Origin of the sequence: Microvirga sp. VF16, from assembly GCF_016864375.1 — a bacterium.
GTDB lineage: Bacteria > Pseudomonadota > Alphaproteobacteria > Rhizobiales > Beijerinckiaceae > Microvirga.
The window spans coordinates 232509-244248 of record NZ_CP069357.1 but is presented as its reverse complement, the minus strand read 5'-3'; the positions used below and the strand labels follow the sequence as shown (position 1 = coordinate 244248).

General features: G+C 62.1%; 12 protein-coding genes. 5 read left to right on the top strand and 7 right to left on the bottom strand.

The window, feature by feature from the left end:
• Window positions 1-431: 431 nt before the first annotated feature.
• A complete protein-coding gene (locus tag JO965_RS40230; RefSeq protein WP_203447332.1) occupies window positions 432-683 on the top strand; it encodes a hypothetical protein in 252 nt (83 codons plus the stop codon).
• A 1038-nt stretch (window positions 684-1721) separates the two neighbouring features.
• Here JO965_RS40230 and JO965_RS40225 read toward each other — a convergent pair.
• On the bottom strand, window positions 1722-2057 hold the full coding sequence (locus JO965_RS40225; RefSeq protein ID WP_203447331.1) for a CBS domain-containing protein: 336 nt from the start codon (window positions 2055-2057) through the stop codon (window positions 1722-1724).
• A gap of 238 nt (window positions 2058-2295) precedes the next feature.
• Window positions 2296-3261: a DUF6454 family protein gene (locus JO965_RS40220; protein WP_246777250.1), complete on the bottom strand. Its 966-nt coding sequence runs from the start codon at window positions 3259-3261 to the stop codon at window positions 2296-2298.
• A 223-nt stretch (window positions 3262-3484) separates the two neighbouring features.
• Between JO965_RS40220 and JO965_RS40215 the strand changes: the two genes are divergently transcribed.
• Complete coding sequence (locus JO965_RS40215) at window positions 3485-3667, top strand: hypothetical protein (protein WP_203447330.1); 183 nt, start codon at window positions 3485-3487, stop codon at window positions 3665-3667.
• 773 nt (window positions 3668-4440) lie between these two features.
• On the top strand, window positions 4441-4812 hold the full coding sequence (locus JO965_RS40210; RefSeq protein ID WP_203447329.1) for a transposase: 372 nt from the start codon (window positions 4441-4443) through the stop codon (window positions 4810-4812).
• Between the two features lie 150 nt (window positions 4813-4962).
• Here the strand turns inward: JO965_RS40210 and JO965_RS40205 are convergent, their stop codons facing one another.
• From JO965_RS40205 to JO965_RS40195, 3 genes are read right to left on the bottom strand one after another with little or no spacing between them, the layout of a single operon-like run.
• Window positions 4963-5955, bottom strand: a complete 993-nt coding sequence (locus JO965_RS40205; RefSeq protein ID WP_203446863.1) for a tyrosine-type recombinase/integrase — start codon at window positions 5953-5955, stop codon at window positions 4963-4965.
• Complete coding sequence (locus JO965_RS40200; protein ID WP_203446864.1) at window positions 5952-6866, bottom strand: tyrosine-type recombinase/integrase; 915 nt, start codon at window positions 6864-6866, stop codon at window positions 5952-5954. Before JO965_RS40200 ends, JO965_RS40205 begins: the two co-directional genes overlap by 4 nt.
• On the bottom strand, window positions 6860-8104 hold the full coding sequence (locus JO965_RS40195; protein WP_246777224.1) for a tyrosine-type recombinase/integrase: 1245 nt from the start codon (window positions 8102-8104) through the stop codon (window positions 6860-6862). Before JO965_RS40195 ends, JO965_RS40200 begins: the two co-directional genes overlap by 7 nt.
• Window positions 8105-8256: 152 nt before the next feature.
• Here JO965_RS40195 and tnpB point away from each other — a divergent pair, with 152 nt between their 5' ends.
• Both tnpB and JO965_RS40185 read left to right on the top strand, forming a co-directional pair.
• The gene (gene tnpB / locus JO965_RS40190) at window positions 8257-8574 is read left to right on the top strand and encodes an IS66 family insertion sequence element accessory protein TnpB (protein WP_203447328.1); all 318 of its coding nucleotides are present in this window, start codon (window positions 8257-8259) and stop codon (window positions 8572-8574) included.
• Between the two features lie 96 nt (window positions 8575-8670).
• The gene (locus JO965_RS40185) at window positions 8671-10287 is read left to right on the top strand and encodes an IS66 family transposase (RefSeq protein WP_203447437.1); all 1617 of its coding nucleotides are present in this window, start codon (window positions 8671-8673) and stop codon (window positions 10285-10287) included.
• 2 nt (window positions 10288-10289) lie between these two features.
• Here the strand turns inward: JO965_RS40185 and JO965_RS40180 are convergent, their stop codons facing one another.
• Both JO965_RS40180 and JO965_RS40175 read right to left on the bottom strand, forming a co-directional pair.
• Entirely contained in the window at window positions 10290-10520 is a 231-nt protein-coding gene (locus tag JO965_RS40180; RefSeq protein ID WP_203447327.1) for a DUF6429 family protein, read from the bottom strand.
• A 51-nt stretch (window positions 10521-10571) separates the two neighbouring features.
• The gene (locus tag JO965_RS40175) at window positions 10572-10865 is read right to left on the bottom strand and encodes a hypothetical protein (protein ID WP_203447326.1); all 294 of its coding nucleotides are present in this window, start codon (window positions 10863-10865) and stop codon (window positions 10572-10574) included.
• Between the last annotated feature and the right edge of the window lie 875 nt (window positions 10866-11740).

The following is an 11740-nucleotide window of genomic DNA, read 5'->3' as shown; positions in this document are numbered from 1 at the left end:
GAGCGTGGATAAAAATGGGCCTGTGCACAACCCGCAACCTAAAGGCCTCTGCTGCTTACGCGCGGTCGTGGAGTGTCGAACCTACTCTGAAAGCGACACTCCCGCGGACGAGCCTTGGGCGAGCAGCCCCCTTCTCCATTAATCGTTCTGCCCTGAATGGTGGCTGAGGCACCGAGATTCAAGCCGTATCCAGCCATCTGGTGGTTCTCTGGGGACGGCTTAGACCCAGATTCTTGGGTACGGCTCAGCTACCGGACCATTGGGCAGGTGGAGCAAGGCTCATTGATCGCCGAAGCGCTGGCTCCATGAAGAAGATTCAGGATTTTAGGGCTGGCGATCCGGGTTAGGAACGAGGCCTTGCCACCCTCGTTGACTTGCACGTTCAATCAGTGGTTCGAGGTGGCTTATGACCAAGCTCAGGCGTTTGTCAGTTGCGATTGCAGGATGCATTCTCGCTAGTAGTTTCGCCGGAGGAGTCTCCGCGCAGCCTCGAATGGATCGAGACTGGGATCAAGGTCGAGACTGGCAAGATCGGGATCGTTCTCCGGACGGTGATCGAGACTGGCGCGACAGAGATTGGAGAAATCGGGATCGAGACTGGGACCGTGACCGCCGTTGGCGTGGCCGTGACTGCTATTACGAAACGCGTCGCCAACGGGACCGCTTCGGCGACGTCGTTGTAAGGCGCTACCGCGTTTGCGAAGACTAACCCATCAGGATCGGTGGTAGAAGCTCTACCACCGATCCTCACTGATTACTGGGGCATTGGAGGTGTGGTCGGCGCCGTTGCTGTTGGGCGAGGCTGCGACTGCAACCGATCGAACATCCGCAGGGCCGCATCGACGCAGGCTTGGGTGGACTCCTCACCACCGCAGACAACCCGCAGCTGCGTGTCGCCACTACGCAGGAAGAAGCGGCTGCCACGCCCTAAACGATCGTCGTCATCGTCGCGCATAGCACGTCCACGCCGCTCTCGGCGATCGTCATCGTTGTCTCTGTCCCATCCGCCACGGCTATCATGCCATCTCCCACGCCGATCATCATCATCGTCGTCTCTCGACATGCTCTGGCTCCAGGCTGAAGTACCGATGAGAGCCAGTCCGGCTGCGAGTATGAGGGCTTTTCGCATGTTGACCTCCGTTAGAGCGACGCCATTGCGAATGCGCGCGAACATTCCTTGGGGCGGCGTCTACGACCGTGGATAAGGGCGCTCGGGAGAACCGAGGGGTGGAGCGGAGGTTCCAACACGATGATCTCCGTGACCTCGCAACGGCCGGGCTATCGGCGGGGATAGAGTGCGGGCAAAAGGGCATCGTCGAGATGCCGTGACGCTTTGGTCATTCACGAGCCACTGGAAACAGCGTTTCCCCTATGACGTTGATCATGGTAGGCGCGTGGGTGAGAGGACTGTTTCAAAGAAGCCAGTCAACATCCGGTGCAGATACTTCGTGTCAGCCTGTTCATCCGGCGTTGGCGGGCCTGCGCGACTGCATCGGCCTTCTTTCGTTCTGCATCCGCCAATGCCGCTCTCTCTTCGTTGGTCACAGTCTTTGACGAGGATGCCTCCGGGGTGCCCGTTTGTGGTGGCAGTTTCGTGTCCTGTGCAGCCACTACCTACGGGCCGACGAGAAAGCTGAACATGACAGCGGCTGCCACAGTGCGCATGGGCGGCCCTTTCCTGAGCCATTCCCACTCAACAGGTAGGGCAAAGGCCGATCACCTCAACACGAGCAAGTGTTCGGTGAGGCCGCCGTGGACCATAAAGCCCACACGAGGTCGGCCATGTTGCGGGTAACATCATCGGTGTCGTCGTCCTCGTAGCAGTACTTGATATCATCGGTCATTACCTCGCGGATGGAGGATGTCTCCGGGCCCTTGCCCTGGGCCACTGCGCGTATAGCGATGTCCCGATCAGTGATCATGGCGACCAGGCGGTCACCCTCACGCACCGGCATGACGCCTGCATCCAGCTCTGCCATCAGCCGGGCAGCATCCCGGATGGCCTGGCTCGGCTCGATCAGCCGCACATCCCGTGTCATAACTTCGCTGACTTCCATGAGCTCCTCCTCTTGGGTGCCCCCGTCAGTCTCGTGTTCATCATCATTCGTCCCTCATTGGAGGAGAACTCGCGGGACACCTCCAGCGTCGGCGCTGTGCGGGAGGCGCCGGCGAGAGGTTCGACTTCCTCCTGCGAGGGCAACGCCACGTCTGGATCGCTGTTCGGCCATGAGCCTTCAGGCAAGGTAGGCAACCAAGCTCCTGCCGGGCCAGGTCACGCTGCTTGGCGACGGCGGGCTATTTCACCTCGGTTTCGTAGATGTAGAGCACGGACTTGTTGTCTTCGGGCATGAAGTAGCCGCGAATACCGGCGTCGCTCGCTTCCAGCCAAACCGGATTATGGGTCATGTCAAAGCCGGAGGCCGTCCACAGCAGCACCGGGGTCTGAAACAGTGGCCGCCCATCCGTGAGACTAACCAGATCGAGACCGCCGAGCCGAAACAGGGGAGTATCGGACGTGACCCGCATTTCGGTCACGCCCGAGCACAGCATGCGGTGAATGCCGGCATATTTGCAGTCCTGATAGTCGAGGTAGTGCGACGTGTTCAACTTCCTTAGACTCTCGGGCGTTTCGTTAGCATTCGTGGGCTTTCCGTTCGCGTCGAGCGGCCAACGGTAGAACCGGCGCGAACCCCAGCTTACCCCGTGTAGGGAATTGTCGTCCGTGTCGTGGACAACGCCGCCCACGTGGTCCGCGAAACGGAACATCTCTTCGGCTTTCATGGTCTCCGGATCGACCTGGCAGACGATGGAGCGGCTGTTCGGCCTGTACTCCGCCACAGGAACCCAGATGTAGCGGCCGTCATAGTCGATCCCGCCCGGGTGATAGATCGACCCCTCGCCGAGAGTCATCTCGGACACGAGATTTCCCTTCAGGTCGATCTTAAACAGATGCCCGACACCGGCACCCGTATCCCGGTCATAGCCATCCATCGGCTGCGGGAAGCGCTTGGTTGGCTCCTTGATCTCGACCGAGGACACGAAGAACGTATCGCCGATCCTCACCATGCCTTGGGGATGAAAGGTCGGGAAGTCGATCGGGATCGCTTCGACAGGCTTCCACTGCGTGCTACGCGACAGCTTCGTCACCCGCTCCGCGAGAACATTGCGATCAGACTCGGCGGCCATAGCGGCAGGTGCCATCCCGACAAGGCACAGGACCGCCAGGTCGACGATCCGATGGCGAATGGAACAACGGCGCATTGTAGATCCTCCCAAATCCGTGATCCGCTTCTGACGAGCGGATGCAGTCATCATACTGTCGAGGTTGTCCTGTCAGCAACGCACGCGGTCCGCCGGCAACTCTCCCGTCTAACGAGGGCGAGGAAGCATGGAAAAGGGCGCCCCTGCTCCCGTAGGCTTGTACAGGCATTGTTCAGGCAACGCAGGCTAAAACACCTGCATCTTCTGATGAACGAGGATCTCCATGCTGATCTGGACCGCTCTTGCTGCGGCCCTGCTGTCGGGCCTGACGCTTGGATTGTTTACGAACGGTGCGCCCGAATGGGCCACGCAGACCTCCGAGCTGGTCACAGTCGTGGCTGTTTTCGTTCTGGTCTGCCTTGTCGAGACTGGCGGGTCGCGGTCCGACAAGGCAAGCGCGCCGTAGGACTGATGCCTCATCTTAATCAAGGCCGCCTGATTGCCCCACCGCTGCGAGCGCCCTCTGCTGTGGGCTGTGATGGACAGGCAACGGCCTGCCGGGCTCCGGCATAGCAGCAGAAGGGAGGGCTGGCTTCGGGTGAGCCGCCGGGCGCAGGCTTGGAGGCAAAGATGGTACGGCCTGGAAGATCTCCCAGGCCTGGCTCGGTTTTTCCCGAGGTTACAAACATGCCAACCTGGATCCATCCCTGCCGCACGAATTGCGCGAATTCGAACCTGTCGCGGGAGCCGGGCATATCAACGTGGCCAAAGCCACCTTCACGTCGGGCCGCTGTTTCAGGATCTCGAACGCCTCATTGGCATTCTCGGCCTCCAGGGCTCAGAAGTCCGCCTGCCGCAGGATGTCCACCTGTGGCAGGCAGACCAGCAGTTCATCCTTGATCAGGAGAACTATAGGCCGGTTCAGGATTTCGCAGCAGGGTTTCATGTGTGCAACGCCGGGCCCCTGGGAAGTTGGCTTCGCCCCTTCCGGGAAATATGGTGTTCATGGCGGGGACCACGGTTGAGAGGGGGCTGGCAGTTGGTCCATTTCATCTTGTGCGAACGCGATCAGCGGCTTTGCCTCCGGGTTCAGGAGCGCGACCAGCCGTCCGCCCGGGAACCGTAGCAACTCGTCGTTATGGGCGCGGGTTGGTAAGCACTCGGTGTGCGCCCTCTTGTGAGAGCGCAGTTTGCGCGTGACGTTCTGACCTTAAGGCTAGCTTTAAGGTCAGTAGATCAATGAAGATCGAAGTTCTCGGCACAGAGCGTCGGCGGCGCTGGAGCCTCCAGGACAAACTCCAGATCGTTGACGAGACGATGCAGCCGGGCGTGACAGTGACCGAAGTGGCCCGCCGTCATGGGCTCGCACCCAGTGTCGTCTTCACCTGGCGCCGGCTCGCCCGTGAAGGACGGCTCGGCGACGCTGGTCCCGCCTTCATGCCGGTCGAGATCGCGCCCGTGCCGGTGCAGACCACGCCTGCGGGATCCTCACCGCGGCGCACTGGCTTGATCGAGATCGTTTTGAGGCACGGGCGCCGTATTCGCGTGGACCGCGAGGTCGATGCCGAGGCGCTGCGGCGGGTGCTGCAGGTGATGGAGAGCCTGGCATGATCCCGGTGCCGACCGGCGTGCGCGTGTGGCTGGCCACCGGGCACACTGATATGAGGAATTATGTGGAGTGCCAGATTATGCGGAGTCCGCAGCGGCAATCCCTTGCCGGCTGCGGTGTTCAGGTAGCAATCACTCGACATAATTCGTCGATCAGCCGATCGACTTCAGCATCGCCAGTAGCTTGTCGGGCGCGCGGAAGCGACCCGGCCTGAGCGACGGCGGCGCCATCGCGGCAAGCGCCTCGAGCTTTTCGGTCGGATCGGCTCGCAGATAGATCTCCGTGCTCTGCAGACTGGCGTGGCCAAGCCAGAGCGACACTTTGCGAACATCGCGCGTCGCTTGCAGGGTGTGCATGGCGCAGGTATGGCGCAAAACATGCGGAGTGACGCGCTTGTCGGCGATGGAGGGCAACTTCTGCGCCGCGGTGGCTACGTGCTTGGCGAGAATATATTCGAACCCGGATCGGGTCATCGCCCGGCCTGTGGCATTGAGGAAGAGCTCGGCATCGCCGCTCGCCGGGCGGACTGCCAGCCAAGCCTTCAGCGCCGCCGTTGTCTCCTTCCACAGGGGCAGTATACGCTCGCGGCGTCCTTTGCCCATGACATGGATGCTGGCGACCATTTGGCGGTCGATCTGATCGAGGCGCAGGCTGACAAGTTCGGAGACGCGCAGGCCCGCGGCGAAGGCCAAGTGGAGCATCGCCCGATCCCGGATACCGGCGACCTGACGCGGGTTCGGCGCATCAAGCAGAGCCTGCATCTCCGCGCGTGTGAGATGGCTGACGAGCGCCTCATCGGCCTTCTTCATCGGGATCGCCCGGACCCGGCGGGCCTGGTCCAGACAGGACGGGACCCGGTACTCGAGGAAACGGAAGAACGAGTGGATGGCGGCAAGGCGGGCATTGCGGGTGCGCGCCGAGTTACCCCGCGCCTCCTCGATGTGCTCGAGGAAAGCCAGGAGGAGCGGCGGATCGAGCTGCTCGATCGCGAGGCGGGACGGCGTCGTCCTCAACCGGGCAGCCGCGAAGCACAGCAGCAGTCGAAAGCTGTCGGCGTAGGCCTCACACGTGTGCGGGCTTGCCCGCCGCTCATGGAGAAGATGGGTTTGTAGGAAGGTGGCGAGATGGGGAGCCAGCGCGGTCATGGAGCGGCTCCCTGGTGCAAAGCCTCACCGGCGGATGCAATCTGCCCCATGAGGGTCGGCGTTGCCTGCAGGTACCAGTAGGTGTCGGTGACATGGGCGTGACCGAGGTAGGTGCTGAGCGCGACGATATGGCGGCCAACGGCGTCGCGATCAGGCCGACATTGCTCCAAAGAGCGGACGGCGAAGGTGTGCCGCAGATCGTGAATACGAGGTCCCGGCTGACCGGGCTGCCCTCTCAGGCCGGTTGATCGGGCCAGGCGGAGGAAAATGGCAATTACCGTAGGATAGGACGGCGTCGTTCCTGTATTGGAAACGAACAGGGCGTCGTCCCAGGTCCCGAGCCGCTGGCGCGCTGCCACATACCGATCCAGGGCTTCCCACGTGGTGGCGTGGAGTGGCAGCAAGCGGCTCTTTTGGAATTTGGTTTGCCGGATCACCAGCCCATCGGCCGTCAGGTCATCAAGGCGGAGAGCGAGGGCTTCGGAAACGCGCATGCCGGTGGCGGCAAGAAGGCCGAACAGGGTCTCGTACAGCAGCGGCCTGATCGAGCCTGAGGGCTTGAGGCGGGCCGCCGCTCGCATCAGCGCGGTGATCTCATCGACCGTATAGATGTGCGGGATCCGCCGCTCGAACAGGCCACGGCCCAGGGCATCGGCGGGCGGAATCTCATGACACCGATTCTCGGCCGACAGCGCCAGGGCAAAGCGCCGGACCGTCAGCAAGCGATTGCGACACTGCTGCGGTGAAGGGGCGAGCGTCGCCCATTCGAGCACGCGCGCCGTTTGAACATACCGGTCGCCGTTGCCTTCCGCGAAGGCAACAAAGCTCTTGAGCAACGAGTGCTGGACGCGGAACTTGAAGCCCAGATGCTGCTGCAATTCCGCATAGCGTGCGAGGTTCAGGCTCAGCATGACACACTCCCCGGCCAGGGCTGAGCGATCTGAAGCAGCATATCGACGTCCACCTTCGCGTAATGGGCGGTGGTGTCGATCGATCGGTGGCGAAGCACGGTTCCGATCATGTCCAGGGTGGCGCCGGCGCGCAGCATGCCGGTCGCTGCGGAGTGCCGAAGCAGATTGGTGCCTCGGGACGGCGGGTCATCGATGCCGGCCCTCTCAAGAGCAAGGCTCACAATGCTCGAGACGCTCGCGCTCGCCAATGGCCGATACGGTGCAACTATCCGCAAGAAAATCTGCTCACAGGCGGCGAGCGGCCGGGCATCTCGGAGATAGGCGATGATCGCGTCGCCTGCGTCCTGGGGGAGTGGAAGCCGGATCTCACGACGGCCTTTGCCGCGGACCCGCAGGGTGCCTTCTTGCCAGTCGATGTCGTCGAGGCGCATGCCTGCAATGTCGCCGGCGCGCAGGCCGAGACGGGCCAGCAGCAGAAGCACCGCGCGGTCACGGATGCCCATCGACGTCGTGACGTCGCACGACCCAATGACCCGCTCGACGTCCGCGCTGGGGATGTAGCGCGGCAACGCTGACAGCCGCCATTGCGGGATTGTCGGGATGGCCTGATCAAGTCCTGGACGGCACAGGCCGTGGGCAGCCAGATATCGAAGATAGCCTCGCAGTGCCATCGTCATGGTCTTGAGGTAGGCGTGCGAACTTCGCTTTCCCTCGTCCAGGATCACCTGTCGGACAAGAGCAGCATCGTACTGCATGGAATCGGGGCCGAGAGCAGGAAGCAGGCGCATGACCATACGCCCGTGGCGCCAGACCGTGCGCTCCGAGATTCCGCGATGCCGCCTCAGCCAGGCCTGGAAAGCAAGGATCACATCTTCGTTGGGACGCGGTGGCTCCTGTTCCAACAGTGTCACCGCTCCGCATTCCGCCAGGAAGCCAACGAACCGGCGAGCGCGGTTGACGTATTTGACTGACAGTCGAGCGGCCTGCCGGATACCGGGGCAACGGCATCGATGCTGCGCAAACCGGTGAATGACACTGTCGTCAATCTCAGCGACGGCGATCTTCCTGTTCTGCAGCCATTGTCCGAAATGACGAGCCGAGGCTTCGTAGCCTGACACTGTGAGGCGGGTGTGCCCCAGACTCGACAATCGGTCCGTGAACGCCACCACGAACGGCCGCAAGGCACCTGGGTTCATCAGTTGCGTGCAGTCCGGCAGAACTTCCGTCGATTTTGGCACGTGTGCTCTCCTCTCGAGCTCAAAAAGAACGTCGAGAGACGACAACAATTATGCCAAGTGGGGAAGGCTCTTGAGCACTCTAAGCTATTGGATAAAAAGGGCGAAGCCGCTCGGCCCGCTGCGGACTCCGCATAATCTGGCACTCCACATAATTGCGCTTATGCGGAGCTCCGCATAAGCGTAAGGGCTTCGGCGGCCTCTCCCTGCTGGTGCAGGAGACGCTCAAACGTGATCCGCATTCGGGCAATCTGTTTGTCTTCCGGGGACGCAGAGGCGATCTGATCAAGGTCCTCTGGTACGACGGCCAGGGCCTATGTTTGTTCTCGAAGCGCATTGATCGGGGTCGTTTTCTGTGGCCGTCGCCGGTCGACGGCACGGTGTCGATTTCCACCGCGCAGTTGGGTTATCTCTTGGAGGGCATCGACTGGCGCAATCCCCAGCAAACCTGGCGCCCGATCGCGGCCGGATGAGCATCAAAGCCTTGCAAATCAACGCTTCCGTGGCAGACTCAGAGCGTGGCAAATCACCCTGATCCGCTTCCCGCCAGTCTGGCTGACGCTCACGCGATGATCCGCGCCGAGCGGGCAGCCCGCCTGGCGGCCGAAGCCCGCGCGGGTGATCTGGAGATCGCTCGGGCTGCATTGGAGACGGCCCGGCTCGAAGTCACCCAGGCCCACGCCGCCCGCTATGCCCTGGAGCTGGAGATCGAGCGGCTCAAGCTGCAGATCGCCAAGTTGCGCCGCCAGCACTTCGGCGCCTCGTCGGAACGCAGTGCCCGTCTCGAACAACTGATGCTCGCTTTGGAGGACCTGGAAGAGAGCGCCGCTCACATGGATGCCGAGGCCGAGGCGAAGGATGCCGCGGCGCCGCCGGAGGCGCCCCGGTGGACGGTGGAGGAGTTGGAACGGACCAAGCCCGCCCGCAGGCCCTTGCCCGGTCACCTGTCGCGCCGGCGCGTTGTCCTTCCTGGTCCCACCGCCTGCGCCTGCTGCGGTGGCAGCTTGCGCAAGCTCGGAGAGGTGGTGAGCGAGACCCTGGAGCGCATCCCGGCGCGTTGGGTCGTGCTGCAAACCGTGCGCGAGAAGTTCAGCTGTGCGGCGTGCGAGACGATCACCGAGACGCCGGCGCCGTTCCATGCCATTCCGCGCGGCCGCGCCGGCCCGCATCTTCTGGCCGAGATCACGGTCGGCAAGTTCGGCCTGCATCTGCCGCTGACGCGCCAGAGCGCGGTGTTCGCTCAGGAAGGCGTCGATCTGGATGTCTCGACCCTGTGCGACTGGATGGGCGCTGTTGCGGTCGCAGCCCAGCCCTTGAGCGCGCTGATCGCCGACCACGTAATGACGGCTGAGCGGCTGCACGCCGACGACACGCCCGTGCCGGTACTGGCCAAGGGCAAGACGAAGACCGGCCGGCTCTGGACCGTGGTGCGTGACGACCGCCCCTTTGCCGGCGCCGATCCGCCGGCGGCCGTGTATTTCTACTCGCCCGATCGCAAGGGTGAGCATCCGCAATCGTTCCTGACGAGCTATAGCGGCCTTCTGCAGGCGGATGCCTATTCCGGTTTCGGGCAGCTGTATGAACCAGGCCGCGTGATCGGGGCTGTGACCGAGGCAGCGTGTTGGGCGCACGCCCGGCGCAAATTCTTTGAACTGGCCGAGTTGCGGAAGGGGCCCATCGCGATCGAGGCGGTGAAGCGCATCGATGCGCTGTTTGCCATCGAGCGTGAGATCATCGGCCGACCACCGGATGAGCGACGCACCATTCGAGCCGCTCAATCCAAGCCCCTGGTCGATGATCTGGAGAGCTGGTTGCGGGTGCAGCGTGGACGGTTGTCACCCAAGAGTGAGACGGCCAAAGCCATCGACTACATGCTGCGGCGCTGGTCGTCGTTCGCGCTCTTCCTCGAGGACGGCCGGGTCTGCCTGTCGAATAACGCAGCCGAGCGGGCGATCCGCGGCATTGCAGTTGGGCGCCGGAACTGGACCTTCGCGGGCTCGGATGTGGGTGGCCATCGGGCCGCGGCGCTGTATACGCTGATCGAGACCTGCAAGCTCAATGAGGTCGACCCGCGCGCTTGGCTGGCCGACGTTCTGGCGCGACTGCCGGAGCATCCGGCCAAACGCCTCGCCGAGCTTCTGCCCTGGAACTGGAAGCCCTTGCGAGATCAGCAGGCCGCGGCCTGATCTCAGGGCTTTTGCGTAAACAGCTCCTTGAACAGCTCTTCGGCTTTCTGAAGCCCCTCATCGGTGAGCACGACGGACTTGGTCTTGTTGACGGGGTCGCAGATGAAGCCCTTCTCATAGAGTCGGTTCATTGTCGCCCAGTCGAAGCCCTTCCAGGCCCGGCACCCATCGTGCAGCGTCAACCACAGCAGGGCGAGAACCGCCTCGTCGATCTTGTCGTGGTCAATCTCCATGCGGCCACTCTACCACGCCGCAGTCGAAATTCCGCGGTCCTCGGCGGACGCTTACGCGGGTTGCGCCGATGAGGTCGCTGCGGGCCACCAGCAGCCGATCCTCCAACCGCTAGAACTCCCGCAGGCGGTTCGACAGGGCGTGTCGCCCGTGAGTTTGGAATAGTGCTTGATGGTCGCGTATAACCGGTCCAAATCAACCGAGAGCCGCTGCTGCGCCTTCTCATAGTGGCGGAAGCGCCCCGGCTCGGCGAGGAACCCATCCGCTTTCCGAATGGCGACCACCTCGTCGTGGGCCGCCATGACCTCATCGAGCACCTCGCGCTCGGCTGGCGCCTTCGTGTGCACTGAGCGCTGGACCAAGACAAACGGGACAAATGCATTTGGATCCACAGCGCGCCGCATCCGTTGCTACGTTCCGCACTATGGTGATCACCACCTCAAGGCTCCCGCAACAACCCGGCACATGCACTCGTCGGCAAGATGCAGTTGGTGTACTTCGGGCTAGACTTCAGAGTCGAGCGTCGAACAGTTTCATAGTTTCGTGGCGGCCCGCGCCCGCGTGGGAGGGTATCTACTCTACCATCCGCCGCTAGCGAAAACGGCGCGAACGGACCGCGAGATTGATTAAGGCAGCAAGACAATGGCAGCGTGTGTAGATCGATTGCGGAGAGCCGATTCATGCACTCATATAGAATAGGATAGTCCGCGCTCGGATCCCAATAACGTGACTATGCGCTCAGATGCTCTAAAGCTGTTAGAGTTTGCTGGTGGATACGACGCAAGGAAGGACCGCACTCTTGCGGCCCTTCAACTTGGTTACAGATCTTGCACAAAGCAAAGGTGTGGACCTACCGTCGAGCAACGTTTTACTTTTTACCGGATTTATCACGATGCCCATGTGGGTCAAGGTCACCCGGCTTATGACCCGGGTGATCATGATGCGGTCCTGGCTTCTCGGTCACGGACTTGTCGCGATGCCCATGCCGGTCGAGGTCACCTGGGGTATGGCCAGGATGATCATGGTGCGGACCAGGTTTTTCCTTAACCATCTATAACGCTCCTAAATAGTTACTAGTCTCAAAGAGAACGCAAGCCATGGTGGCAGGTTCCGGCGGAGTGGTTTTGCTAGTGATTATGGTTTACACGGAGTCCGGTGTGCGAGAGTCAGAATAAGTTAAAGTTCTAAGCGAGCCACGACTTGGGGCGCTCCCTCACAACGG

Excerpts from the sequence above, each read along its gene's own strand:
- JO965_RS40225 (WP_203447331.1), bottom strand. The coding sequence starts at position 2,057 with ATGGAAGTCAGCGAAGTTATGACACGGGATGTGCGGCTGATCGAGCCG.
- JO965_RS40220 (WP_246777250.1), bottom strand. The coding sequence starts at position 3,261 with ATGCGCCGTTGTTCCATTCGCCATCGGATCGTCGACCTGGCGGTCCTG.
- JO965_RS40215 (WP_203447330.1), top strand. The coding sequence starts at position 3,485 with ATGCTGATCTGGACCGCTCTTGCTGCGGCCCTGCTGTCGGGCCTGACG.
- JO965_RS40210 (WP_203447329.1), top strand. The coding sequence starts at position 4,441 with ATGAAGATCGAAGTTCTCGGCACAGAGCGTCGGCGGCGCTGGAGCCTC.
- JO965_RS40205 (WP_203446863.1), bottom strand. The coding sequence starts at position 5,955 with ATGACCGCGCTGGCTCCCCATCTCGCCACCTTCCTACAAACCCATCTT.
- JO965_RS40200 (WP_203446864.1), bottom strand. The coding sequence starts at position 6,866 with ATGCTGAGCCTGAACCTCGCACGCTATGCGGAATTGCAGCAGCATCTG.
- JO965_RS40185 (WP_203447437.1), top strand. The coding sequence starts at position 8,671 with ATGATCCGCGCCGAGCGGGCAGCCCGCCTGGCGGCCGAAGCCCGCGCG.
- JO965_RS40180 (WP_203447327.1), bottom strand. The coding sequence starts at position 10,520 with ATGGAGATTGACCACGACAAGATCGACGAGGCGGTTCTCGCCCTGCTG.